25 protein-coding genes and 1 pseudogene are annotated in these 23,245 nt (G+C 73.7%); 8 read left to right on the top strand and 18 right to left on the bottom strand.

Features of this window, described 5'->3' with window-relative positions; translation table 11 throughout:
* Positions 1–27 precede the first annotated feature (27 nt).
* From pdxS to pgsA, 6 genes are all read right to left on the bottom strand, one after another.
* A complete protein-coding gene (gene pdxS / locus AB0F58_RS19315; protein ID WP_357144330.1) occupies positions 28–945 on the bottom strand; it encodes a pyridoxal 5'-phosphate synthase lyase subunit PdxS in 918 nt (305 codons plus the stop codon).
* A gap of 150 nt (positions 946–1,095) precedes the next feature.
* Positions 1,096–1,599, bottom strand: coding sequence for a hypothetical protein (locus AB0F58_RS19310; protein ID WP_357144327.1), 504 nt, complete (start codon positions 1,597–1,599; stop codon positions 1,096–1,098).
* A gap of 82 nt (positions 1,600–1,681) precedes the next feature.
* A complete protein-coding gene (locus AB0F58_RS19305; RefSeq protein WP_357144324.1) occupies positions 1,682–2,842 on the bottom strand; it encodes a glycosyltransferase family 4 protein in 1,161 nt (386 codons plus the stop codon).
* A 104-nt stretch (positions 2,843–2,946) separates the two neighbouring features.
* Positions 2,947–3,900, bottom strand: coding sequence for a phosphatidylinositol mannoside acyltransferase (locus tag AB0F58_RS19300; protein ID WP_357144322.1), 954 nt, complete (start codon positions 3,898–3,900; stop codon positions 2,947–2,949).
* Complete coding sequence (locus tag AB0F58_RS19295) at positions 3,897–4,025, bottom strand: hypothetical protein (protein ID WP_357144319.1); 129 nt, start codon at positions 4,023–4,025, stop codon at positions 3,897–3,899. Before AB0F58_RS19295 ends, AB0F58_RS19300 begins: the two co-directional genes overlap by 4 nt.
* Complete coding sequence (gene pgsA / locus AB0F58_RS19290) at positions 4,022–4,651, bottom strand: phosphatidylinositol phosphate synthase (protein WP_357144316.1); 630 nt, start codon at positions 4,649–4,651, stop codon at positions 4,022–4,024. The genes AB0F58_RS19295 and pgsA overlap by 4 nt, the downstream gene beginning before the upstream one ends.
* 246 nt (positions 4,652–4,897) lie before the next feature.
* Here pgsA and AB0F58_RS19285 point away from each other — a divergent pair, with 246 nt between their 5' ends.
* Positions 4,898–7,054 (top strand): elongation factor G-like protein EF-G2, encoded by a 2,157-nt coding sequence (locus AB0F58_RS19285; protein ID WP_357144313.1) that lies wholly within the window; start codon positions 4,898–4,900, stop codon positions 7,052–7,054.
* Between the two features lie 70 nt (positions 7,055–7,124).
* Here the strand turns inward: AB0F58_RS19285 and AB0F58_RS19280 are convergent, their stop codons facing one another.
* On the bottom strand, positions 7,125–8,183 hold the full coding sequence (locus AB0F58_RS19280) for an aldo/keto reductase (protein WP_357144310.1): 1,059 nt from the start codon (positions 8,181–8,183) through the stop codon (positions 7,125–7,127).
* Positions 8,184–8,268: 85 nt separating this feature from the next.
* Positions 8,269–8,784, bottom strand: coding sequence for an HIT domain-containing protein (locus AB0F58_RS19275; protein WP_357144549.1), 516 nt, complete (start codon positions 8,782–8,784; stop codon positions 8,269–8,271).
* 242 nt (positions 8,785–9,026) lie between these two features.
* Here AB0F58_RS19275 and AB0F58_RS19270 point away from each other — a divergent pair, with 242 nt between their 5' ends.
* Entirely contained in the window at positions 9,027–9,779 is a 753-nt protein-coding gene (locus AB0F58_RS19270; protein WP_357144307.1) for a D-Ala-D-Ala carboxypeptidase family metallohydrolase, read from the top strand.
* Between the two features lie 58 nt (positions 9,780–9,837).
* Here the strand turns inward: AB0F58_RS19270 and thrS are convergent, their stop codons facing one another.
* Complete coding sequence (thrS, locus tag AB0F58_RS19265; RefSeq protein ID WP_357144305.1) at positions 9,838–11,841, bottom strand: threonine--tRNA ligase; 2,004 nt, start codon at positions 11,839–11,841, stop codon at positions 9,838–9,840.
* 258 nt (positions 11,842–12,099) lie between these two features.
* On the opposite strand from thrS, the gene AB0F58_RS19260 reads away from it, so the two are divergent.
* Together AB0F58_RS19260 and AB0F58_RS19255 are read left to right on the top strand one after the other, a co-directional pair.
* Positions 12,100–12,789, top strand: coding sequence for a response regulator transcription factor (locus AB0F58_RS19260; RefSeq protein ID WP_091462808.1), 690 nt, complete (start codon positions 12,100–12,102; stop codon positions 12,787–12,789).
* 20 nt (positions 12,790–12,809) lie between these two features.
* The gene (locus AB0F58_RS19255; protein WP_357144546.1) at positions 12,810–14,213 is read left to right on the top strand and encodes a HAMP domain-containing sensor histidine kinase; all 1,404 of its coding nucleotides are present in this window, start codon (positions 12,810–12,812) and stop codon (positions 14,211–14,213) included.
* 241 nt (positions 14,214–14,454) lie between these two features.
* Here the strand turns inward: AB0F58_RS19255 and AB0F58_RS19250 are convergent, their stop codons facing one another.
* Together AB0F58_RS19250 and AB0F58_RS19245 are read right to left on the bottom strand one after the other, a co-directional pair.
* Positions 14,455–15,480: an adenosine deaminase gene (locus tag AB0F58_RS19250; RefSeq protein WP_357144301.1), complete on the bottom strand. Its 1,026-nt coding sequence runs from the start codon at positions 15,478–15,480 to the stop codon at positions 14,455–14,457.
* Entirely contained in the window at positions 15,477–16,271 is a 795-nt protein-coding gene (locus tag AB0F58_RS19245) for a trans-aconitate 2-methyltransferase (RefSeq protein WP_357144298.1), read from the bottom strand. The genes AB0F58_RS19250 and AB0F58_RS19245 overlap by 4 nt, the downstream gene beginning before the upstream one ends.
* A gap of 87 nt (positions 16,272–16,358) precedes the next feature.
* Here AB0F58_RS19245 and AB0F58_RS19240 point away from each other — a divergent pair, with 87 nt between their 5' ends.
* Both AB0F58_RS19240 and AB0F58_RS19235 read left to right on the top strand, forming a co-directional pair.
* Entirely contained in the window at positions 16,359–16,565 is a 207-nt protein-coding gene (locus AB0F58_RS19240) for a hypothetical protein (RefSeq protein ID WP_357144295.1), read from the top strand.
* 61 nt (positions 16,566–16,626) lie between these two features.
* Complete coding sequence (locus AB0F58_RS19235; RefSeq protein WP_357144292.1) at positions 16,627–16,824, top strand: hypothetical protein; 198 nt, start codon at positions 16,627–16,629, stop codon at positions 16,822–16,824.
* A gap of 246 nt (positions 16,825–17,070) precedes the next feature.
* Here AB0F58_RS19235 and AB0F58_RS19230 read toward each other — a convergent pair whose 3' ends face one another.
* From AB0F58_RS19230 to AB0F58_RS19200, 7 genes and pseudogenes are all read right to left on the bottom strand, one after another.
* Positions 17,071–17,274, bottom strand: a complete 204-nt coding sequence (locus tag AB0F58_RS19230) for a cold-shock protein (protein WP_088962828.1) — start codon at positions 17,272–17,274, stop codon at positions 17,071–17,073.
* Positions 17,275–17,547: 273 nt separating this feature from the next.
* Entirely contained in the window at positions 17,548–17,820 is a 273-nt protein-coding gene (locus tag AB0F58_RS19225; protein ID WP_357144289.1) for a DUF4235 domain-containing protein, read from the bottom strand.
* A complete protein-coding gene (locus AB0F58_RS19220) occupies positions 17,817–18,278 on the bottom strand; it encodes a DUF3618 domain-containing protein (protein ID WP_357144286.1) in 462 nt (153 codons plus the stop codon). Before AB0F58_RS19220 ends, AB0F58_RS19225 begins: the two co-directional genes overlap by 4 nt.
* Complete coding sequence (locus AB0F58_RS19215) at positions 18,275–18,709, bottom strand: phage holin family protein (protein WP_357144283.1); 435 nt, start codon at positions 18,707–18,709, stop codon at positions 18,275–18,277. Before AB0F58_RS19215 ends, AB0F58_RS19220 begins: the two co-directional genes overlap by 4 nt.
* Before the next feature lie 351 nt (positions 18,710–19,060).
* Positions 19,061–20,245: pseudogene (locus AB0F58_RS19210) on the bottom strand (mechanosensitive ion channel domain-containing protein); the annotation flags it as partial.
* Between the two features lie 84 nt (positions 20,246–20,329).
* A complete protein-coding gene (locus AB0F58_RS19205) occupies positions 20,330–21,151 on the bottom strand; it encodes a DUF1206 domain-containing protein (protein ID WP_357144280.1) in 822 nt (273 codons plus the stop codon).
* Positions 21,152–21,231: 80 nt separating this feature from the next.
* The gene (locus tag AB0F58_RS19200) at positions 21,232–21,597 is read right to left on the bottom strand and encodes a hypothetical protein (protein WP_357144278.1); all 366 of its coding nucleotides are present in this window, start codon (positions 21,595–21,597) and stop codon (positions 21,232–21,234) included.
* 97 nt (positions 21,598–21,694) lie between these two features.
* Between AB0F58_RS19200 and AB0F58_RS19195 the strand changes: the two genes are divergently transcribed.
* On the top strand, positions 21,695–22,921 hold the full coding sequence (locus AB0F58_RS19195) for a cysteine desulfurase-like protein (protein ID WP_357144275.1): 1,227 nt from the start codon (positions 21,695–21,697) through the stop codon (positions 22,919–22,921).
* The gene (locus tag AB0F58_RS19190; protein ID WP_357144272.1) at positions 22,918–23,214 is read left to right on the top strand and encodes a GNAT family N-acetyltransferase; all 297 of its coding nucleotides are present in this window, start codon (positions 22,918–22,920) and stop codon (positions 23,212–23,214) included. The genes AB0F58_RS19195 and AB0F58_RS19190 overlap by 4 nt, the downstream gene beginning before the upstream one ends.
* The last annotated feature ends 31 nt before the right edge of the window (positions 23,215–23,245 follow it).

Genomic DNA, 23,245 nt, shown 5'->3' with positions numbered 1-23,245 from the left:
GATCTCGCACCGTCGGGCTCGTCGCGCTCACCAGCCCCGCTCGGCCAGACGGTGCGGCTGCGGGATCTCGTCGACGTTGATGCCGACCATCGCCTCGCCCAGTCCCCGGGACACCTTGGCCAGCACGTCCGGGTCGTCGTGGAAGGTGGTGGCCTTGACGATCGCGGCGGCGCGCTGGGCCGGGTTGCCCGACTTGAAGATGCCGGAGCCGACGAAGACGCCCTCGGCGCCGAGCTGCATCATCATCGCGGCGTCGGCCGGGGTGGCGATGCCACCGGCGGTGAAGAGCACCACGGGCAGCTTGCCGGTCTCGGCGATCTCCTTGACCAGCTCGTACGGGGCCTGGAGCTCCTTGGCCGCGACGAACAGCTCGTCGGTGGGCAGCCCCTGGAGCCGGCGGATCTCCTGACGGATCTTGCGCATGTGGGTGGTGGCGTTGGAGACGTCACCGGTGCCGGCCTCGCCCTTGGAACGGATCATGGCCGCGCCCTCGGTGATCCGGCGCAGCGCCTCGCCGAGGTTGGTCGCGCCGCAGACGAAGGGGACGGTGAACGCCCACTTGTCGATGTGGTTGGCGTAGTCGGCCGGGGTGAGCACCTCGGACTCGTCGACGTAGTCGACGCCGAGGGACTGGAGGATCTGCGCCTCGACGAAGTGGCCGATCCGGGCCTTGGCCATGACCGGGATGGAGACGGCGTTGATGATGCCGTCGATCATGTCGGGGTCGCTCATCCGGGAGACGCCGCCCTGGGCGCGGATGTCGGCCGGAACCCGCTCCAGGGCCATCACCGCGACCGCCCCGGCGTCCTCGGCGATCTTGGCCTGCTCGGCGTTGACCACGTCCATGATCACGCCGCCCTTGAGCATCTCGGCCATGCCGCGCTTGACGCGGGCGGTGCCGACGACGGGCGTGGCGGTGGCGGGCTGGGGGGTGGATTCGGACACGGGTGATAGCTCCTCGGCGTGTCGGGGGGTGCTCAGGTCACGGAAATGCTACGTCCGGGTCAACATCCGGCCGACAGCCAATCACGCCCCGAGTGGCCTGCTCTGTGACGACCATCACCGGGAATCCCGTCGTCGGGGAGCAGGTCACGCTCAGCCGGCCGGGACGTCGGCCGCCAGGGCCAGGGTGGGGTCGTCCACGTCGAAGTAGCGCGGACGGTCGTGCCGCCGCGCCATCCGCAGCACGCGCACCAGCACCCGGCGACGGGCCGTGAGCGCGTCCCGGACCAGGTCGGTGTGGACCTGCCGGGCCAGCGCCAGACGTCGGCTCGCCGCGATCACCGCCTCACAGGCCGGGTCCGCCGGGTCGAGCCGCACCGCGCGCAACTGCCGGGTGAGGTCGTTCTCCGCGGTTTCCCGCTCCTCGGGGGCGGCGTCCAGGGCGATCCGCGCGGCGGCATAGAGCTCCACGCCGTAGCGCTGCTCCGCCAGGACCGCCGCAGCCGCCGCGCGGCGCAGCAGGTGGGCGTCGAGAGCCCGGGCGGCCGATTCCGCGCGCAGGTGCAGCCGCTCCACCCGGGAGGCCGTCCAGACCAGGTACGTCGACACCAGCACGACGGACGCGACCGCGCCCACCACCCACCACATGCCCGGCATCGTAGTGCTGCTCCCGTTCCTGTCCGCCCGGCGCGGACGTCGCCGGCACCACCGGCCACCTCCGCACCACCGTCACCACACCTCAGCCCAGCCCCACCCACTCCTGGTCGATCACCCGCCCGTCGGTGGCCTCGATCGCCGCCGCGTACACCTCCAGGACCCGGCGGGCCACCACCGGCCAGTCGAAGCTGGTCACCACCTGGTCGCCGCAGGCGGTCAGCTCCGCCCGTCGCGCCGGGTCGTCGAGCAGGCCGGCCATCGCGGCCCGCAACGCGCCCGCGTCCCCGGTGGGGAAGAGCTGCCCGGCCCGTCCGCCGTCGAGCACCCGGCGGAACGCGTCGAGGTCGCTGGCGACCACCGTGGTCCCGGCGGCCAGCGCCTCGGTGAGGATCATGCCGAACGACTCGCCGCCGGTGTTCGGCGCGACGTAGAGGTGCAGGCTGCGCAGCATGCGCGCCTTGTCCGCCTCGGAGACCAGGCCGAGGAAGGTGACCCGGTCGCGCAGGTCGGCCGGGAACCGGTCGTACAGGTCGTCGGCCTCGCCCGGACCGGCGACCAGCAGCCGCAGGCCGGGACGGTGCGGGGCCAGCTCGACGAAGGCGTCCCGCAGCACCGGGAAGCCCTTGCGCTGCTCGGTGAACCGGCCGAGGAAGCCGACCGTGCCGCCGGTTCCCGGACCGCACTCCCCCGGCCAGCCGGGCAGCGGCTCCACGCCGGTGAACCGGGCGACGGTCACCCCGTTGGGGATCTCCACCGCGCCGCCGCCCATGTGCTCGACCTGCACCTTGCGGGCGAGCGCGCTGACCGCGATCCGGGCGGTGATCCGCTCCAGCACGATCTGGAGCACGCCCTGCGCGGCGGCGAGCGCCCGCGAACGGGTCATCGCGGTGTGGAAGGTCGCCACCACCGGTCCCCGGGCGGAGAGCACGGCCAGCAGCGACAGGCTCAACGTCAGCGGCTCGTGCACGTGCAGGACGTCGAAGTCGCCCCGGGTGATCCAGCGGCGGACCCGGGCGGTGGAGACCGGCCCGAAGGCGATCCGCGCCACCGAGCCGTTGTACGGCAGCGGAACCGCCCGGCCGGCCGGCACGACGTACGGCGGCAGCGGCGAGTCCTCGTCGGCGGGCGCGAGCACGCTCACCTCGTGCCCGAGCCCGATCAGCGCCTCCGCCAGGTCGACGACGTGGTTCTGTACGCCCCCGGGCACGTCGAAGGAGTACGGGCAGACGATGCCGATACGCACAGCTGGGGCCTCTCGTTCACTGCCGCGGGGCGGGCGCTCCGCTGCTCCTCGCACTCCGGCTCGCTCACCTGCCGCCTCGCTCCTCACGCTCTCGCGGCGTGCCGTCAGACCGGCCCGGAGGTCGCCGGTGGCCGGCTCTCCCGCCGGGGCCGTGGCGACGGGTTCCCCGGGCCGTCCTGGTCCAGCCACATCCGCTGCAACATGTGCCAGTCTTCCGGATGACGGGCGATGCCCGCCGCCAGACCGTCGGCAATCCGCTGGGTCAGCAGCCGGGCCCGCTGGTCGAGCGGGCCGCTGTCCGGGTCGGGCAGCTCCAACGGCCCGACGATGGACGCGCACGGCGCATCCGGCTCGTACCACATCGTGGCGACGTAGAGGGGCGCGCCGGTCCGCAGGGCGAGCAGGGCCGGGCCGGCCGGCATCCGGGTCCGCCCACCGAAGAAGGTGACCTCCACCCCCCGGGCGGAGAGGTCCCGGTCGGCCAGCAGCGGCACCACGTGCCCGGCGGCCAGCCGGTCGACCAGGATCTCGAAGGGGGGACGCTCGCCTCCGTGGGTGGGCAGGATCTCCATGCCGAGGCCCCGGCGGAAGGCGAGAAAGCGCTCGTAGACCGCCTCGGGCCGGAGCCGCTCGGCGACCGTGGTGATCGGCCAGCCCTGGGCGGCGACCCAGGCTCCGGCGGCGTCCCAGTTGCCGGCGTGCGGCAGTGCCACCACCGCGCCCCGCCCGGCGGCCACGTCGGCGGCGAGCAGGTCGTGGCCGTGGGTCAGCCGGAACCCGGCGATGATCTGCGCACGGCTGCGGGAGGGCAGCCGGAACGCCTCCAGCCAGTACCGGGCGTAGGAGCGCAGCCCCCGGCGGACCAGCTCGGCCAGTTCCGCCTCGGGCAGGTCCGGGCCGACCACCCGGCGCAGGTTCGCCGCGAGTCGGGCGGTGCCCGCGCCGCCGGCGCGGTGGGCCCGGTCCGCGCCGGCACGGAAGATCGCTGCGGCGACCGGCCCGGGGAGGGCACGGACCAGCCGCCAGCCCGCGACGTAGCCCAGCTCGGCGAGGTTCACCCCGGTTCTCCCCCGTCGTCGGCCGGGAACCGGGCACCGGCGACCACCACCCGGCCCGTCGCCTCCGCCACGACGGCGGACGCGACCCGGCCACGACGGCGGAGCACGCCGGTCGGGCCGGTCACCCCGGCACGTCCGCCCGGGCCCGCTGGGCCTGCCGGTACACGTGGGTCATCCGCTGGCCGACGGTGAAGACCGACACGGCGGCCAGCAGCCAGAGCGCCACGACCAGGGCCGGCTCGATCCCCATTCCGGTGAGCAGCCCGCCGACGCCGACGATGAGCAGCCGCTCGGTGCGCTCGGCGATGCCCACGTTGCAGGTCATGCCGAGCCCCTCGGCCCGCGCCTTGACGTAGGAGACCAGACCCCCGGCGGCCAGGCAGACCAGCGCGGCGGCCACCCCGCCCCGGTCGCCCTGGTCGGCCAGGTAGTAGGCCACCGCGCCGAAGACCGCGCTGTCGGCGACCCGGTCCATGCTGGAGTCGAGGAACGCGCCGAACCGGGTGGAGCCGCCGCTCATCCGGGCCATCGTGCCGTCGAGCAGGTCGGTCAGCGCGAAGACGGTGACGATCAGGGCACCGGCGACCAGGTGCCCGCGCGCGCCGAAGCCGAGCGCGCCGACGAGCACCCCGACGGTGCCCGCGACGGTGACCGTGTTGGGGGTGACGCCCGCGCGGAGCAGGGCACGTGCGATCGGCTCCACGACACGGGTCATCCCCGCTCGGGCCGACACTTGGAAGATCTTCGCCATGGCGGTCCCACGATAACGGTCCGCCGTCACGGGCGGTACGGCCGGTCGTACCGACCCGCCGGCGGGGTTGTGTCGGATCGGCAAACGGGTGTGAGATCGGGGCAGGGACGTGAGCCAGCTCACCCACCCGCCCGTCACGTTCCCGGTAGCCAGCAGTTCACCGGAGGATATCGCCGCGCACGCCCGGGCCGCTTCCCCCGTCACGCGGCGGTCGCCACCACACCACCGGCTGAGGGAGGTGCGCCCATGGCGCAGAGGAGTCACGACAGGGGTACCACCGGCGGCGTGCCGGTGGCCGAGGAGCCGCGTCGGATCCGCAACGTGGTGCTGGTGGGCCACTCCGGGGCCGGCAAGACGACCCTGGTCGAGGGGCTGCTCGCGGCCAGCGGCGCGGTCACCCGGCCGGGCACGGTCGGTGACGGCACCACGGTCTGCGACCACGACCCCGCCGCGGTACGCCAGCAGCGCTCGGTGAGTCTGGCCTGCGCGCCGCTGTGGCACAACGACGTCAAGGTCAACCTTCTGGACACCCCCGGCTACGCCGACTTCGTGGGAGAACTGCGCGCCGGGTTGCGCGCCGCCGACGCCGCGCTGTTCGTGGTCTCCGCCGTCGACGGCATGGACGCGGCCACCGCCGAACTCTGGGAGGAGTGCGCCGCCGTCGACATGCCCCGGGCGGTGGCCGTCTCCCGGCTGGACCACCCGCGCGCCGACTTCGACGAGGCGGTGGCCCTGTCCCAGCGGGTCTTCGGCGACAACGTGCTCCCGCTCTACCTGCCGATGCTGGGCGACGACGGGACCTCGGTGGTCGGCCTGATGGGGCTGATCACCCGTCGGGTCTTCGACTACACCGCCGGGCTGCCGGCCGCCATCCGCCAGCCCGACCCGGAGCACCTGCCGGCCATCGTCGAGGCCCGCGACGAGCTGATCGAGGGGGTCATCGCCGAGAGCGAGGACGAGACCCTGATGGACCGCTACCTCGACGGCGAGGAGATCGACACCGACCTCCTCGTCAAGGATCTGGAGAAGGCCGTCGCCCGGGGGCACTTCCACCCGGTGGTACCGGTCTGCGCGCAGACCGGGGTGGGTCTCGACGTCCTGCTGGAGGTGCTGACGGCGGCCTTCCCGTCGCCCCCGGAGCACACCCTGCCGGCGGTGACCGGGGTGGACGGCTCACCCCGCCCCCCGCTGACCTGCGACCCGGACGGACCACTGGTCGCCGAGGTGGTCCGGACCACCGTCGACCGGCACGTCGGCCGGATCAGCCTGGTCCGGGTCTTCTCCGGCACCCTGCGGCCGGAGCAGACCGTGCACGTCTCCGGGCACGGCCTGGCCGACCGGGGGCACCCGGACCACGACGCCGACGAGCGGGTCGGGCACGTCTACAGTCCGCTCGGCGCGGCGCTGCGCGAGGTGCCGTACTGCGTGGCCGGTGATCTCTGCGCGATCACCAAGTCGGGCAGCGCGGAGACCGGCGACACCATCTCCGCCAAGGGCGACCCGCTGCTGGTCGCCCCGTGGGAGATGCCCGAGCCGCTGTTGCCGGTGGCGGTGGTGGCGCACAGCCGGGCCGACGAGGACGCGCTGGCGCGGAACCTGACCCGGCTGGTGGCCGGGGATCCCACCCTGCGGCTGGAGCGCAACCCGGAGACTCACCAGCTGGTGCTCTGGTGCATGGGCGAGGCGCACGCCGACGTGGTGCTGGACCGGCTGCGCGCCGGTGGTGTGGACCTGGCGACCGAGCCGGTGCGGGTACCGCTGCGGGAGACGTTCGCCGCCGCCGCCACCGGACACGGCCGGCACGTCAAGCAGTCCGGCGGGCACGGCCAGTACGCCGTCTGCGACATCGAGGTCGAGCCGCTGCCCCGGGGGGCGGGGTTCGAGTTCGTCGACCGGGTCGTCGGCGGCGCGGTGCCGCACACCTACGTCCCCTCGGTGGAGAAGGGCGTCCGGGCCCAGCTGGAGCGGGGCCTGGTCGCCGGGAAGCCGGTGGTCGACCTGCGGGTGACGCTGGTGGACGGCAAGGCGCACAGCGTCGACTCCTCCGACGCGGCGTTCCAGACCGCCGGGGCGCTCGCCCTGCGCGACGCCGCCGGACGGGGTGAGGTGGTGCTGCTGGAGCCGGTGGACGAGGTGGTGGTCCGGATCCCGGACCGGCACGTCGGCGCGGTGCTGGGCGACCTCTCCGGCCGGCGGGGCCGGGTGCTCGGCACCGCACCGGACGACTCCGGCGTGGACCGCACGCTGGTCCGCGCCGAGGTGCCCGCCACCGAGTTGCTGCGGTACGCGGTGGAGCTGCGCGCGACGACCTCCGGCACCGGTACGTTCCGGCGCTCCTTCGCCCGCTACGAGCAGCTCCCCGCCCACCTGGCCGACGAGGTGCGCGCCGCGCAGGCACCCTGACCGCGCCGGGCGGCGGGCACGGCCCCGGCGGGGCGTCGGGGGCCGGGCGCCCGCCCTGGCGCCCCCGGGGTCAGGGCCGGAACCCGGGCAGGGTGGGCGCCGGCCAGTACGGTCGGTCGGCGTCCCGCAGGGCGGCGCTGCGCAGGGCGGCGAGCTGCCGTTCCACCTCGGCGAACTGGTCCGGCGGCAGTGGCCCCCGGTGCAGCGCGCCGGCGTTCTCCTCCACCTGGGCCACCGTCCGGCAGCCGGGGATGGGCACGGTCCGTCCGCTGCGGGCCCAGATCCAGCCCAGCGCCCCCTGGGCCGGGGTACGGCCGTCGGCGGTGAGGGCGGCCCGGACCGCGGCGACCCGGCGCAGCCATTCCGGCGCCGGACGCCCGCCCCGGAACCAGTCCAGCCAGCCGGAGGTGACGCCCCGGACGTCGTCGGGCGGCAGGGTGGAGCCGGCGGTGTACTTGCCGGTCAGCAGGCCCATGCCGAGCGGGCCCCGGCAGATCGCGGCCAGGTCGTACTTGTCGCAGACGGCGAGCATGACCGGGGCGTCGCGCAGCACCGAGAGGTTGTGCTGCACGGCGGTGTGGTGGGTGCCGGTCCGGGCGTACGCGGCGGCCCGGTCGGCACAGTCGGTGCTCCACCCGTACGCCCGGACCAGCCCCTCGGCGACCAGGTCCTCCAGCGTGCCGACCAGCGCCTCGGCGCGCGGGACCGGCAGGTCGGCGAGGTGCAGCTGGTAGAGGTCGATCCGGTCGGTGCCGAGCCGGCGCAGCGAGTCCACCACCGCCCGGCGCAGGTACGCCGGGGAGGCGTCCCGGCCGGTGGCCTGCCGGGTGGTCCCGTCGAAGGTCCAGCCCCACTTGGTGGCGACGAGCGCCTCGTCGCGCCGTCCGGCCAGCGCCCGGCCGAGGATCCGCTCGCCGTGCCCGGCGCCGTACGTGTCGGCGGTGTCGAAGAGGGTGATCCCGAGGTCGAGGGCGCGACGGACCGCCCGGACGGATTCGGCGTCGTCGACCGGTCCCCAGCCCAGGGGCCGGTTCCCCTCGGCCCAGGGCCCGCCGATCGCCCAGCACCCCATGCCGAGGGCGGAGACCTCGATACCGCTGCGGCCCAGTCGCCGCGTCGTCACTGCCACCGGTCGATCCTGTCACCCGGGCGGGTGGCGCGGGGCGGGTCGGCGCACCCCGAAGACAGGACACATACGACAGAGCGGACGCCGCTCAGGCGGGTGGCCAGGCCTTGACGAGCAGGTCCCGAGTGTCGGTGAGCAACTGGGGCAGGACCTTCGTCTGCCCGATCACCGGCATGAAGTTGGCGTCCCCACCCCAGCGGGGCACCACGTGCTGGTGCAGGTGCGCGGCGATGCCGGCCCCGGCCACCCCGCCCTGGTTCATGCCGAGGTTGAAACCGTGGGCGTTGCTGACCTGACGTATCACCCGCATCGCGGTCTGGGTGAAGGCGGCCAGCTCGGTGGTCTCGGCCAGGTCGAGGTCGGTGTAGTCGGCGACGTGCCGGTACGGGCAGACCAGCAGGTGCCCCGGGTTGTACGGGTAGAGATTGAGCACCGCGAAGACGTGTGCGCCCCGGGCCACCACCAGGCTCTCCCGCAGGGCCAGCCCCGGGGCCCGGCAGAACGGGCAGCCGGCGGGTTTCTCGTACCCGCCCTCGGGCCGGTCCTCGCCGGCGACGTAGGTCATCCGGTGCGGGGTCCAGAGCCGCTCCAGGCCGTCGGCCATACCGCTGTCCGTGTGCCGTTCCGCCCCTGTCACGCCTCGATCCTACGTTCCCGTCCCGGCGGGTCCGGGCACCCCGGTCGGGCGTCCCCGGAGCGGGGCGCCACAACGACATATGGCTATCTATGCCCCCAACTCCACCTCGCCCCAGATTAAGAATGTGTGAAGGATATTGACGCCCGCGCCACGGTCAATGAAACTTCCATCCCGGTCTATTGTGATGATCGTCGATGGGAGTGTGTGTCGTGAACCGACGTACCACCGTTCTCCGCCGCCTGGGGCGCGCCCTGACGGCCTGCGCCCTCGCCGCCGTCGCCAGCCTGGTCGGCGTGACCGTGGCGAGCAGCCCGGCCCAGGCCGACGGCTGCTACACCTGGGGCCGCGCCCTCTCCTCCGGCATGAGCGGTGAGGACGTCCGCCAGCTCCAGATCCGCGTCTCCGGCTACCCCGGCTACGGCGCGCGGATCGCCATCGACGGCGCGTTCGGCCCGGCGACCCGGTCCGCGGTCATCCGCTTCCAGCAGGCGTACGGACTGGCCGCCGACGGCATCGCCGGCCCGGCGACCCAGGCCAAGCTCTACGAACTCCAGGACAACGACTGCACCCCGGTCAACTTCACCTACGCCGAGTGGAACCGCTGCAACGGCGACTGGTCGGGCGGCGCGGTCTCCGCGAGCACCGCAAAGTTCAACGCGCTGGTCTCGATGTGGAAGCTCCAGGCCATGCGGCGCGCCCTCGGCAGCGTGCCGATCTACATCAGCAGCGGGTTCCGTAGCTACTCCTGCAACAGCGCGGTCGGCGGGGCGTCCAACAGCCGGCACCTCTACGGCGACGGCGTGGACCTGACCGGCTCGCCGTCGTTCTGCCGGCTCGCCCAGCAGGCCCGTAACCACGGCTTCTCCAACATCCTCGGCCCCGGCTACCCGGGCCACAACGACCACACCCACGTGGGCAACACGCCGGGCCAGTCCTGGTCCGCCCCGACCTGCGGAATCTGACGCCCGCCACCCGTGACGGAGGCCCCCGCCGGCGGCGGGGGCCTCCGTGTGTTCCGGGTCAGGCGGCCGACGGGCCGGCGTTGGTGCGCGAGCGGACCACCTCGGCCACGTGCGCCACCGCCTCGTCGACCGGTACCCCGTTGCGCTGCGAACCGTCCCGATAGCGGAACGAGACGGTGCCGGCGGCCACGTCGTCGTCCCCGACGATCACCATGAACGGGATCTTCTGCTGCTGGGCGGTCCGGATCTTCTTCTGCATCCGGTCGTCGCCCGCGTCCACCTGGGCGCGGATCCCCTCGCCACGCAGCGTGTCGACGAACCGCCGCAGGTAGTCGGTGTGCTCCTCGCGGATCGGGATGCCGACCACCTGCACCGGGGCCAGCCAGGCCGGGAAGGCGCCCGCGTAGTGCTCGGTGAGCACCCCGAAGAACCGCTCGATCGACCCGAAGAGCGCCCGGTGGATCATGACCGGCTGCTTGCGGGTGCCGTCGGCGGCCTGGTACTCCAGCCCGAACCGGGCCGGCTGGTTGAAGTCCACCTGGATGGTGGACATCTGCCAGGTCCGGCCGATCGCGTCCCGGGCCTGCACGCTGATCTTCGGGCCGTAGAAGGCCGCGCCGCCCGGATCGGGGACGAGTTCCAGCCCGGAGGCGGTGGCGGCGGTGCGCAGCGCCTCGGTCGCCTCCGCCCAGTCGGCGTCCTCGCCGATGAACTTCGGCGAGTCGTCCCGGGTCGACAGCTCCAGGTAGAAGTCGTCCAGACCGTAGTCGCGCAGCAGGTCGAGCACGAAGGCCAGCAGGGTGGTCAGCTCGCCGGGCATCTGCTCCCGGGTGCAGTAGATGTGCGAGTCGTCCTGGGTGAGCCCCCGGACCCGGGTCAGGCCGTGCACCACGCCGGACTTCTCGTACCGGTAGACGGTGCCGAACTCGAAGAACCGCAGCGGCAGTTCCCGGTACGACCGCCCGCGCGCCCTGAAGATCAGGTTGTGCATCGGGCAGTTCATCGCCTTGAGGTAGTACTCCGCGCCCTCCAGCTGCATGGGCGGGAACATGGTGTCCGCGTAGTAGGGCAGGTGGCCGGAGGTCTGGAAGAGCTGCGCCTTGGTGATGTGCGGGGTGTTGACGAACTCGTACCCGGCCTGCTCGTGCTTGATCCGGGAGTAGTTCTCCAGCTCCCGGCGGATGATGCCGCCCTTGGGATGGAAGACCGCCAGGCCGGAGCCGATCTCGTCGGGGAAGCTGAACAGGTCGAGGTCCGCGCCGAGCTTGCGGTGGTCGCGCCGGGCGGCCTCCTCCAGCAGCTTGAGGTACGCCTTCAACTCGTCCCGGGTCGGCCAGGCGGTGCCGTACACCCGCTGGAGCTGCGGGTTCTTCTCCGAACCCCGCCAGTACGCGGCGGCCGAGCGCATCAGCTTGAACGCCCCGATCAGGCGGGTGTTCGGCAGGTGCGGGCCCCGGCACAGGTCCGACCAGCAGACCTTCTCCTCCTTGGCGGCGAGGTTGTCGTAGATGGTCAGCTCGCCGCCGCCGACCTCCATCACCTCGGAGGAGTCCAGCCCCTCGCCCTTGACGTCGATCAGTTCGCGCTTGTACGGCTCGTCGGCCAGCTCCGCCTTCGCCTCGTCGAGGCTGCCGAAGCGCCGCCGCCGGAAGCGCTGCCCGGACTTGACGATCTCCTGCATCCGCTTCTCGAGCTTCGCCAGGTCGTCCGGCTGGAACGGCTTGTCGACGTCGAAGTCGTAGTAGAAGCCGTTCTCGATCGGCGGCCCGATGCCGAGCTTCGCCTCGGGGAAGACGTCCTGCACGGCCTGGGCGAGCACGTGCGCGGTCGAGTGCCGCAGCACGTTCAGCCCGTCCGGGGAGTCCAGGCTCACCGGCTCGACCTCGGTGTCGGCCTCCGGCGACCAGTCCAGGTCGCGCAGTTGGCCCTGCGGGTCGCGGACCACCACGATCGCCTTGGGGCCGGCCGCGGGCAGCCCGGCCGCCGCCACCGCGTCGGCCGCCGTCGTCCCGGCGGCGACGACGACGGGGTCGGCCACTGCGGGGGTACGGGGTGCGGACACGATGGCTCCTCCAGAAGGTCACGGAAAAGGGCCGAGGTACGACCCTGCGCCGATGTTATCGGTCGCCCCGCCCCCCACCGCCGCCGGGAAAGGAGGGGAGCCCGTCACCGACCGCTGACGGAGAGCCCCGCGAGGCCGTCCCGGGCGAGCGCGAGCCGGGTGTCGATGAAGATCGTGAAGGACATCGCTGGACCAGCTTGCCCGGCCTGCGGGTATGCCGCAACGCGACCCGCTTGCCAAGGGCAGTACCGTCTGTGCGTGGCCACCGTGCTCCTGGTCGAAGATGACCACGTCGTCCGCGGCGCGATGCTGCGCTCCCTGTCCGACCGGGGGCACGCCGTGCACGCGGTCGGCACGGCGCTGGAGGCGCTGCGCCGGGTCGCCGCCGAGACACCGGATCTGGTCGTGCTCGACCTGGGTCTGCCCGATCTCGACGGCTCGGACGCGCTGCGGATGCTGCGCGGGATCACCGACATCCCGATCATCATCGCCACCGCCCGCGACGACGAGCAGTCGGTGGTCCGGCTGCTGCGCGCGGGCGCGGACGACTACATGGTCAAGCCCTTCACCGGCGCGCACCTGGACGCCCGGATCACCACGGTGCTCCGCCGCGCCGGGCGGGCCAGCCGCAGCATCCAGCCGGTGGTGCACACCGTCGGCGGGCTCCGGGTGGACGTGGGCGAGCGCAGCGCCCACCTCGACGGGGAGCCGCTGGCGCTCACCCGTAAGGAGTTCGACCTGCTGGCCTATCTGGCGGCACGTCCCGGACGGGTAGTGTCCCGCCGGGAACTCCTGGAGGAAGTATGGCGTCAGCCGTCGGTCGGCGAGGACCAGACCATCGACGTTCACCTGTATTGGCTGCGCCGAAAGATGGGCGAGTCCGCGGCGAAGCCGCGCTACCTGCGCACCGTGCGGGGGGTGGGCTTCCGGCTGGTGGCACCGGACTGAGGGTGGCGCTGGCGTCCCTGGTGGCCGGGATGGGCACCCTGGTGGCGCTGGCGTTCCTGATCCCGCTCGGCACGACGATGCAGGACCGGGCCCGGGAGGAGGCGCTGGCCGACGGCGCCCGACGCGCCGCCCTGGTCACCGGGACCCTCGCGGTCAGCACCAGGGCCGAGGACGTCGCCCGCGCGGTGGAGGCGACCGGGGGCGACCCGGCCACCCGGCCCGTCGTCCACGGACTCGGCGGGGATCCCGGCGGGAGGGCCGACCAGGCGGACGTGGCGCGGGCCGGCCTGGAACGGCACTCGGTCGTCGTCGACGTGCCCGGCGGGCTGGTCCGGCTGGACCCGGTGGTCCTCGGCGACCAGGTCGCGGTGGTCGAGGTCTTCGTGCCGTCGTCGGCGACCTCCGGCGGCGGCACCCGTACCTGGCTGCTGCTCGGCGGGGTGGCCCTGGCCCTGGTAGGCGCCGCCGTCGTCGTGGGTGACCGGATCGCCGTCCGCACCGCCGACGCGGCCCGGGGCCTGGTCCGGGCCGCCGGTGCGATCGGCGAGGGCGACCTGGCGTTCCGGGTCGAGCCCAGCGGTCCGCGCGAGCTGGCCGAGGCGGGCTACGCCTTCAACCGGATGGCCGACCGGCTGGTCGCCGCCCGCACCGACGAGCGGGAACTGGTGGCCGACCTGTCGCACCGGCTACGGACCCCGCTGACCGTCCTCCGGCTGGACGCCGAGGCGCTGGACTCCGACGACACCAGCGTCGGCACGTTCAGCGAGGACGAACTGGACCGGCGGCGGAGCATCCGACGGATCCGGCAGGCCATCGTCACCCTCGAGGGTGAGGTGGACGTGTTGATCAAGACCACCCGCAAGGCGGTCGCCCAGGAGCCCGCCCCGGCGATGTGCGACGTCAGCGAGGTGGTCCGGGACCGGATGGTGTTCTGGTCGGCGCTGGCCGGGGACCAGAACCGCCCGCACCGGGTGGCCGGGGCACAGGTGCGCATCCCGGCACCGGTGCCCCGGGCGGAACTGGCCGCCGCGCTCGACGCGGTGATCGGCAACGTCTTCCGCTACACCCCGCAGGGCACCGCGTTCGAGGTGGCGCTCTCCCGCCGGGACGGCTACGTGGCGCTGCGCATCGACGACGCCGGACCGGGCATCGCCGACCCCGACCGGGCCCTGCGCCGGGGCACCAGCGACCAGGGCTCGACCGGTCTCGGGCTGGACATCGCCCGGCGGGTCGCGTTGCAGGCCAACGGCTCGGTGAGCATCGACCGGGCCCGGCTGGGCGGGGCCAGCGTGGTGATGCTGCTGGCCGACCCGGAGGCGACGCCCCGACCGGTCAACCGGTTCGGGCTGGTCGGCCGGCTGGCCCGGGAACGGGAGCCCGGCGGGGGTCGCCGGTGGCCCCGTTCCCGACCGTCGGACGGCTGAGATCGTCGACGGTCCGGCGGCGCGGGGAAGATTCGCTTTCGGCCGGCTCAGGTCTTCCTTAGATCCGGCTTAACGGAGCGCCACACCGGTGCACCGGCTGGCAGGCTCGGGGACGCGAACCCATCAGTTCCACCGGTCCACGCCCCGGGAAGCATTCCCATCGACCGGTGGAGCCAACGCGCGGCGGGGGTGCGGTCCCCCACACCAGGCCCTCGCCGCGCGTTCCCTCCCGACCGACGGCTCAGCCGACCGCGGTGGCGAGGTAGGCGTCGATCTCGGCGGTGAGCCGCCGCTTCTCCCCCTCCGGCAGGAATGCCGCGGTGACCGCGTCGCGGGCCAGCCCGGCCACCCCTGCCGCGTCCAGCCCGAGCAGCCGGGCCGCGACGGCGTACTCGTCGTTGAGGGTGGTGCCGAACATCGGCGGGTCGTCGGAGTTGATGGTGACCAGCACCCCGGCCTCGACGAGGCGCCGGAGGGGGTGCGCGTCGAGACTCGGCACGGCGCGGGTCCGCAGGTTGGAGGTGGGGCAGACCTCCAGCGCGATGCGGTGCTGCGCGAGGTGGGCGAGGAGTTCCGGGTCCTGCGCGGCGGAGATGCCGTGGCCGATCCGCTCCGCGCCCAGGTCCCGCAGGGCGTCCCAGACGGTCTGCGGGCCGGTGGTCTCCCCGGCGTGCGGCGCGGACCGCAGACCCGCCGCCCGGGCCCGGTCGAAGTACGGCTTGAACTGCGGCCGGGGCACGCCGACCTCAGGGCCGCCCAGGCCGAACGAGATCAGCCCGTCCGGCCGCTGGTCGAGAGCGATCCGCAGGGTCTCCTCGGCAGCCGGCAGCCCGGCCTCCCCGGGAATGTCGAAGCACCAGCGCAGCTCGATGCCGAAGTCCACCTCGGCCCGCTTGCGGGCGTCCTCGATCGCCTCGCAGAAGGCGGGTGCCGCGATGCCCCGCCGGACGTGCGAGTACGGCGTGATGGTCAGCTCCGCGTAACGGACCTGCTGCCGGGCCAGTTCGCGGGCCACCTCGTGAGTGAGGATCCAGACGTCGGTGTCGTCCCGGACCAGGTCGACGACGCTGAGGTAGACCTCGATGAAGTGGGCGAAGTCGCGGAACTCGAAGTAGGCGGCGAGCGCCTCCGGGTCGGCCGGCACCGGGCTGCGCCCCTCGTGCCGGGCGGCCAGTTCGGCGACGATCCGGGGCGAGGCGGAGCCCACGTGGTGCACGTGCAGTTCCACCTTGGGCAGTCCGGCGATGAACGAGGGCAGGTCGGTCACGGGTTCTCCTCTGCGCGGATGGGGGTACGGGCCACGAAGAAGACGCGGCGGAACGGGAAGGACACCTGACCGTGCCGGACCGGGTACTGCTCGGCGAGCCGGCCGCCCAGCACCACCCGGAACCGGTCCCAGGTGGTGTCGTCGAGGGCCGCCCGGACCGGGCGCAGGGCTGTGCCCTCCAGCCAGGTGAAGACGGGATGGTCGGCGCCCGGGGCGGCCGGCAGGAGGTGCACGTAGGTGGTCTCCCAGGCGTCCACCGCGCACCCGGCGTCGGCCATCAGCTCGGCGTAGGCGGTGGCGTCCCGGACCGGCGCCTCGCGCAGCAGCGGAAGGAGCTCGGCCCGCCACGGCCCCTGGTCGGCCACCGCCCAGAGGGTGCGGTGCGAGGGGGCGTCGTAGTTGGCGGGCACCTGCACCGCCAGCCAGGCGCCGGGCGGCAGCTCCCGCGTCCAGCGGGTGAGCAGCCGCTGGTGGCCGGGCACCCACTGGAGCACCGCGCTGGCGAGGAGGACGTCGACGTCCGGATCGGGCCGCCAGTCGTGCAGGTCGCCGGCGACGAAGGTGACCGGCGTGGCCCGCCCTCGGGCCCGGTCGATCATCGTCGGCGACGAGTCGATGCCGAGGATCCGGCTCTCCGGCCACCGGTCGGCGAGGGTCGCGGTGAGGTGCCCGGGACCGCACCCCAGGTCGACCACGGCTCGGGGCCGCCGTGCCGGCACGCGCGCCATCAGGTCGTGGAAGGGGCGGGACCGTTCGTCGGCGTAGCGCAGGTAGCTGGCCGGATCCCACACGGGCAGACCTCCAAACCGTACGTGTGTCCTGCTGGGCCGGTGTGACCCCACGCGTCCCCCGGTGACCGGATCACTAGGCTCAGCCGAATGGAGCAGCGTACCTCCGACCGGCCGGGCACCGGCCCGGTGTCGTCGCTCCGGGCGGCGGAGCGCGGACCGGGGCGGGTCGCGGAGTCCGACGCCCTGACGGTACCCGTCGCCGCCGGGACGGGCGTGATCGCCAGCGGCCCGCGCTCCGGCCGGCACGACGGGCCGGCGGCCACGACGCGGTCCGCCCCCGGGTGCGACCGGTGAGCCCGCCCCTCGGGACGGGCACGATGGCACGACGGTCGTGCCATCTCAGGAAGGGGAGACGGTGAAGGGGTGGCTTCCACTCACGCTCGGCCTGTTGGCCGTCGTGGTCGGTGCGGTCTGGACGGTGCAGGGGCTGGGTTACGTCAGCGGCAGCGCGCTGAGCGACCAGCGGGTCTGGGCGCTGCTCGGCCCGCTGCTCGTGCTGGGTGGCCTCGTGGCCCTCTGGAGGGGGATGCGCGCCCGACGCCCGCGCTCCTGACCACCGGACGACCGGCGGACGGCGACGGGCGACGGCGGACGGGCGACGGTCCGACCGGGACGGTGGACGCCGTCGCGGTGGGTCGCACCGACGCACGGCGCCGCCGGCCGGTGACCCGGCGGTACGCCTCCTGGCGGGCGCCGGCACATGCGGAAAGCCCCGCGTCCGGACCGGACACGGGGCTTCACGGGGGCGGACCCGGCGGGCGGATCAGCCGGCTGGCCGGCGGGGGCCGGCCGGTGCTGCTCAGATGGGACGGACCTGCTCCGCCTGCGGGCCCTTCTGGCCCTGGGCGATCTCGAACTCCACCCGCTGGTTCTCCTCCAGCGAGCGGTAGCCGCTGGACTGGATGGCCGAGAAGTGGACGAACACGTCAGCACCCCCGCCGTCGACGGTGATGAAGCCGAAGCCCTTGTCTGCGTTGAACCACTTCACGGTTCCCTGCGCCATGTGAATCTCCTTCTAAAACTGGCGGCCGAGCACGCCGTGCGGCCGGTTGGCCGTTTTCGAGCAGCGGCGCCTGAGGCGGCCCCCTGGCAGGAGACTTCTCTCAACCCACGCCGTCTCGCAACAGCGGGGAACAGCAAACCACGTACGCAAAAACTCTGCACAGCCTACCTGACGAAATTCTCCTACATGTGACCTGAAGGACGCCGGAAACCGGGCCGGGTGGACATGTCACGGCCCCCGTCCGGACGTCGGACGGGGGCCGGGAAACGCTGGTCAGTCCGGCCAGTGGCCGGTCAGCCGACGGACGCCGACCGCGCCACCGCGGTCGACCGCCGCCCGGACCGCCGAGAAGATCGCGCCCTGCAGGGCGGCGGCAGCCAGGACCTCGCCCCAGCCCCGGTCCTCGTCGGTGGCGCTGGGGGCGTCGCCGTCCCCGGCGGTCATCTTCCACACCTGCCGGAACAGCGCACCGGCGACGGCACCGGCGGCCAGACCGAGAAGCACACCCACCGGCTTGTACGCGGCCTTGTTGATACCCCTGCTCACCGCTGCCTCCCCCGCACGATCAACAACACCACCACGGTCGCCAGCGCGCCGGCCGCGACCATCGCCCACGGCACCGGGTCGCGGCGCACCATCGTGCCCGTGCCCTGCGCCTGGGCGCGCGCCGTCTCGGCCGTCTGGGCGGCCTGCCCACGCACCTTCGCCATGGTCAGGGCCGCCTGGCTGCGGACCTGCCCGGCCTGCTCCCGCACCCGCACCCGGGCCTGGCCCGCCTGGCCCCGCACCCGTTCCCGCGCCTGGCCGGCCTGCTCCAGCACCCGTTCCCGGGCCTGGCCGGCCTGTTCCCGCATCCGTTCCCGGGCCTGCTCGGCCGACTCCCGCAGCCGCGCCTTGACGTCGACCTTGGCGGCCAACGCCTCCACCGTCTCGCCCAGTTCCACCCGGGTCCGCCGGATCTCCTGACGGAGGGCCTCCGGGTCGCCGTGTCCGTTGCTCGTCATGACCGCCCCCTGTCTCGCACCGCTGCGGTGACCGTGTCGACGTCCGCGCGGACGCTGCGGACCGCCGCCGCCGGGACCGGTGGGACCGCCTGGCTGACCTGCTTCTTGCCGACCAGGGCGAGGATCCCCGCGATCGCGAAGAGCACCACGGCGACGATCAGGGCGGCCACCCACGCCGGCAGTGCCTGCGCCAGCAGCAGGACGACGGCGGTGAGCAGTGCGCCGAGCCCGTAGAGGGCGAGCACCCCGCCACCTCCGAAGAGGCCGACCCCGATGCCGGCGTGCTTGCCCTTCTCGGTCAGTTCCGCGCGGGCCAGCGCCAGCTCGTCCCGGACGAGGCGGGAGACCTGCTCCGTGGCGCGCTGCACCAGCTCCGCGGTGGACGGCTCGGTGCGGGCCCGGGACGTACTGGGGTTCGCGATGTCAGCCATGCTGTCCTCCTTTCTTCATCACCGCGCTGTATGCCCTGACTCGCCAGGGATCAATCCTGCGCGGGGCGACCAGTCGGACCGGACCGCGCCATGCGACACGTCCCCACAAAACGCCCGCTCAAACCCATAAGCGGACCAGAACGACGAGAGACGGGTGGGGTGCAGGAGTGCCCCGTGCGGGCGACGCGGGGCCGGCGGTCGGCGCGCGTCCGCCGGGCACACCGGGCTCCGACGAGCGTCCGGACGCCGGGATCAGCGGTGGTTGTCGGCCGGTCCCCCGGCGTCGACCCGGTCGCGGTCGGCACCGCCGCGGCGCACCGAGCCCGGCTCGTCCCCACCCCGGTGGTGCCCGTCGTGTGGCTCGTCCGGGCCGACGAAGGCCTCGCTCCGGGCGTCGCCGTCGTCGCTGCCGCCGAAGATGCGGGCGTCGTCCGGGAGGCCGCCGTCCGGACGGCGCCGGACCGGCCGGCGTGGCTGTACCCACTGCCAGGGCAGGTCGCCGGTAGCGTCACCCAGCTCGGTGCGCATCCGGGGCATCGCGGTCGGCCGCTGCTCGCGCACCCAGCCGACCAGATGCTCACGGACCAGGCACCGCAGGTCCCACAGATTGCCGGCGTTGGCGGCGCTGACCAGGGCACGCACCCGGACGTTCCCGCCGGTGGCGTCGGTGACCTGGAGCACGCAGACCCGGCCGTCCCAGAGTTCCGTGCTCTCGACCAGGCGGCGCAGTTCCTCCCGCATGGTCTGCACCGGAACCGCCCAGTCCAGGTCGAACTCGGCGGTGCCGAGTACGGCGGCCTGGGTCCGGGTCCAGTTCTGGAACGGCTTGCTGGTGAAGTACGACGTGGGCAGGATCAGCCGCCGGTCGTCCCAGATCTGGACCACCACGTAGCTGAGGGTCAACTCCTCGATCCGGCCCCACTCCCCCTCGACGACGACCACGTCGTCGAGACGCACCGCGTCGCTGAAGGCCAGTTGCAGACCGGCGAAGACGTTGCCGAGCAGGCTCTGCGCGGCCAGGGCGGCGACCACGCCGACCACACCGGCGCTGGTCAGCACACCGGCGCCGATGCCCCGGACGCTGGGAAAGGTCATCAGCATCACGCCGACGGCGAGCACCACCACCACCGCGATGGTCAGCCGGCGCAGCATCACCACCTGGGTACGCACCCGGCGGGCGTGCCGGTTGTCCGGCACGTCGATCCGGAACCGGGCGAGCGCGACGTCCTCGCAGACCACCAGCAGCGCGGCCACCAGCCAGGCGGTGCTGGCGATCACGCCGAGCACCAGCAGGTGCAGCACCACCTGCCGCCACTGGTCGCCGACCGCGTAACCGGTGCTGAACCGGATACCGAACTGGACGGCCAGCACGGTGGTGGCGACCTTCAACGGCCGGTGGGCGTGGTCGGCCAACTCGCCCATCAGCAACGAGGTCCGACCGAGCCGACGGACGAGCCGATGGGTCACCTCGACCGCCAGAAGGGCGATCGCCGCCGCGGCGAGCGCGGCGACGACCGTCCCGAGATAGCTGTGCACTGCTTGTTCTCTCCCTCATGCCGAGCGGGGGTGGTCAGCTGGCGAAGGCACCATGCTGCCCGCGAAGCGACGGATCGACCAGGTTCACACCTTGCGGTAGCGGGACTGGAGGAAGCAGAACGCGCCGAAGGCGGCGATGCCGAGCGCGACGAGGGTGAGCAGGATGGTGCCGTAGGACTGCTCGCGCAGGGCCCGCAGGGCGGCGTCGAGACCGCGGGCCTTCTCCGGGTCGTAGTTGACCGCGGCGACGATCACCAGGATGCCGGCGATGGCGTACGAGGCGCCCTTGGCGACGTAGCCGGCCATGCCGAGGCGACGGGCCAGCTTCCGGGTGCGGGCGTCCATCTCACCGGTCTTCAGGTGCTTCTCGAAGCGCTTGACCAGCCCGTAGACGACCAGGCCGGCGCCGATCGCGGCGAGCCCCAGCCCGGCCAGGCCGACCAGCCAGCGACCGCCGGAGGAGGTCATCAGCTCGCCGGTGAGCGCCTCCTGCTTGTCGGCGCTGTTCGAGCCGGCGTCGGAGAAGACCTTCCAGGCCGTCCAGGCGAAGTAGAGGTAGACGACGGTACGGCCGGCGGAGGCGGCCCGCTCGACGACCCGCTCGCCGCCCCGCTCGGCGCGGTGCCCGACGGCGGCTTCCAGCCCCTGCCAGATCGCCATGGCGAGCAGGCCGACCGCGATCGCGACGACGAGGAACTTGCCCATCGGCTGAGCGGCCAGGGTACGCAGGGCCCCGGACTGGTCCCCGTCGTCGGAGGACTTACCGAAGGCGATCTGCAACGCCAACCAGGCGAAGAGGAGGTGGACGATCCCGTAACCGATGAAGCCGATCCGGGCGAGGGTTTCCAGCCACCGGCTGTTCGCCGTGCGGGAGGCGGTGCTCTGGGCACTGTGGGTGAGAGACATGGCGGCAGATTCACCGATCGCCGTGCTTCTCAAACGTCGGGCACCACCACCCGCGAAACCGTCCTCGGGACCGGGCCAGGTCAGTTGCCCGGGTTGCGCGCCACCCGGATCGTCACGTTGCTGTCGGTGACGCTGTCCACGGAGACGGTGAAGCCGCCGACCTCGGTGGCCTGCTGCCCGGTGGTCAGGGTGAGCTGCTCGCCGGCGACCTCCACGGTGACCTGGTCGTCCTGGGCGCCGATCAGCTTGGCCTCGATGCCGAGGATGTTGGCGCTGGCGTCGACGCCCCGGTCGAAGGTGACGGTACAGGCGTCCAGTCCACAGTCGGTGGAGGCGTTCTCCGAGCTGCACCCGGCGAGCACGGCGACGCCCAGCGCGAGGCCGGCGAGCAGACCGGCGGCGCGACGGGCGGTGGTGGGGGCGGTGGTGGCGCGTCGGTTCGTCACGGGTGCCAGGGTACGCAACGCCGTCCAGCCCGGCACCACGACGATCATGCCGGAGCGGGCGGCAGCGGGTGCCGACGACCGCGCTAGGGTGCCCGACATGCCGTTCGACATCGCCCGGGTCCGGGCCGCCTACCCGGCGTTGACCGAGGGTCACCTGCACCTCGACGGGGCCGCCGGCACCCAGCCGGCCGCCGGGGTCGTCGAGGCGGTCGCCGGGGCGATGCGGCACGCGGTGGGCAACCGCAGCGTCGCGTCCGCTCCGGGCCGCCGGTCACTGGAGATCGTCGCGGCGGCCCGCGCGGCCGTGGCCGACCTGCTCGGCGTCGCGCCCGACGGGGTGGTGCTCGGGCCGAGCGCGACCGCCCTGACGTACACGCTGGCCCGCACGCTCGGCGACACCTGGCGACCGGGCGACGAGGTGGTGGTGTCCCGGCTGGACCACGACGCGAACGTCCGGCCCTGGGTGCAGGCGGCGCAGCGGGCCGGGGCGACCGTGCGGTGGGCGGAGTTCGATCCGGTCACCGGGGACCTCCCCGCCGCCCAGTACGCCGACCTGGTCGGCGAGCGGACCCGGCTGGTCGCGGTGACCGCCGCCAGCAACGCCGTCGGCACCGTACCGGACGTCGCCGCGATCGCCCGGTCGGCGCACGCGGCCGGGGCGCTGGTCTGCGTGGACGGGGTGCACGCGGTACCGCACGGGCCGACCGACGTGCCCGCCCTCGGCGCGGACTTCTTCGTCACCAGCGCCTACAAGTGGTCCGGTCCGCACGTCGCCGCGCTGGTCGCCGACCCGGACCGCTGGGCGGCGCTGCGTCCGGAGAAGTTACGGCCCTCGTCCGACGCGGTGCCGGACCGGTTCGAGTACGGCACCCCGAGCTTCCCCCTGCTGGCCGGGGTGACCGCCGCGGTGGATCACCTGGCCGGGCTGGACCCGGCCGTCCGGGGTGACCGGCGGACGCGGGTCCGGGCCGGGCTGGCCGCCGCGCGGGCGCACGAGCAGGTGGTCTTCGACCGGCTGCTGGCCGGGCTGGCCGCGCTGCCCGGGGTGACCGTGCTGCCGGCCCCGGCCGGGCGCTGCCCGACGGTCTCCTTCCGGCTGGCCGGGTCGACCCCGGCGGAGACCGCGACCGCGCTCGGTGTGGCCGGAATCTGCCTCTCCCACGGTGACTACTACGCCTACGAGTACTTCCGGGCGCTCGGGCTGCGCGAGCGCGGCGGCGCGGTCCGGGCCAGCGTCTACCACTACAACACGGTGGAGGAGGCGGACCGGTTGCTGGCCGAACTGGACCGGCTGGCCGGCGGCGGGGGGAGAATGGCCGGGTGAGCTACCTCGTCGAGGACGACCCGGCCCGCCGCCGCTTCGAGATCCTGGTCGACGACGCGCTGGCCGGGTTCACCGCCTACCGGCCGCGCGGCGCGGACGTGCTGGTCTTCACGCACACCGAGGTGGACCCGGCGTTCCGGGGCGCGGGCGTCGGCGAGGCGCTGATCCGGGGCACGCTGGACGAGGTGCGCCGACGGGGTGCCCGGGTGGTCCCCCGCTGCCCGTTCATGGCCGCCTTCGTCGACCGCCATCCCGGGTACGCCGACCTCGTCACCTCCACCGACGAGCCGTGACCGACCGCGCCGGACCGACGCCGGCACGGGC

The organism is Micromonospora sp. NPDC023956, assembly GCF_040639195.1.
Classification (GTDB): Bacteria; Actinomycetota; Actinomycetes; order Mycobacteriales; family Micromonosporaceae; genus Micromonospora.
Note: the sequence above shows the minus strand (reverse complement) of the source record. Positions and strands in the feature narration are given on the sequence as shown.

What these genes read in the sequence shown, in the direction of transcription:
- AB0F58_RS19310 (WP_357144327.1), bottom strand. Translation starts at nt 1,599, where the DNA reads ATGCCGGGCATGTGGTGGGTGGTGGGCGCGGTCGCGTCCGTCGTGCTG.
- pgsA (WP_357144316.1), bottom strand. Translation starts at nt 4,651, where the DNA reads ATGGCGAAGATCTTCCAAGTGTCGGCCCGAGCGGGGATGACCCGTGTC.
- AB0F58_RS19285 (WP_357144313.1), top strand. Translation starts at nt 4,898, where the DNA reads ATGGCGCAGAGGAGTCACGACAGGGGTACCACCGGCGGCGTGCCGGTG.
- AB0F58_RS19275 (WP_357144549.1), bottom strand. Translation starts at nt 8,784, where the DNA reads ATGGCCGACGGCCTGGAGCGGCTCTGGACCCCGCACCGGATGACCTAC.
- AB0F58_RS19240 (WP_357144295.1), top strand. Translation starts at nt 16,359, where the DNA reads ATGGAGCAGCGTACCTCCGACCGGCCGGGCACCGGCCCGGTGTCGTCG.
- AB0F58_RS19230 (WP_088962828.1), bottom strand. Translation starts at nt 17,274, where the DNA reads ATGGCGCAGGGAACCGTGAAGTGGTTCAACGCAGACAAGGGCTTCGGC.
- AB0F58_RS19220 (WP_357144286.1), bottom strand. Translation starts at nt 18,278, where the DNA reads ATGACGAGCAACGGACACGGCGACCCGGAGGCCCTCCGTCAGGAGATC.
- AB0F58_RS19215 (WP_357144283.1), bottom strand. Translation starts at nt 18,709, where the DNA reads ATGGCTGACATCGCGAACCCCAGTACGTCCCGGGCCCGCACCGAGCCG.
- AB0F58_RS19205 (WP_357144280.1), bottom strand. Translation starts at nt 21,151, where the DNA reads ATGTCTCTCACCCACAGTGCCCAGAGCACCGCCTCCCGCACGGCGAAC.
- AB0F58_RS19195 (WP_357144275.1), top strand. Translation starts at nt 21,695, where the DNA reads ATGCCGTTCGACATCGCCCGGGTCCGGGCCGCCTACCCGGCGTTGACC.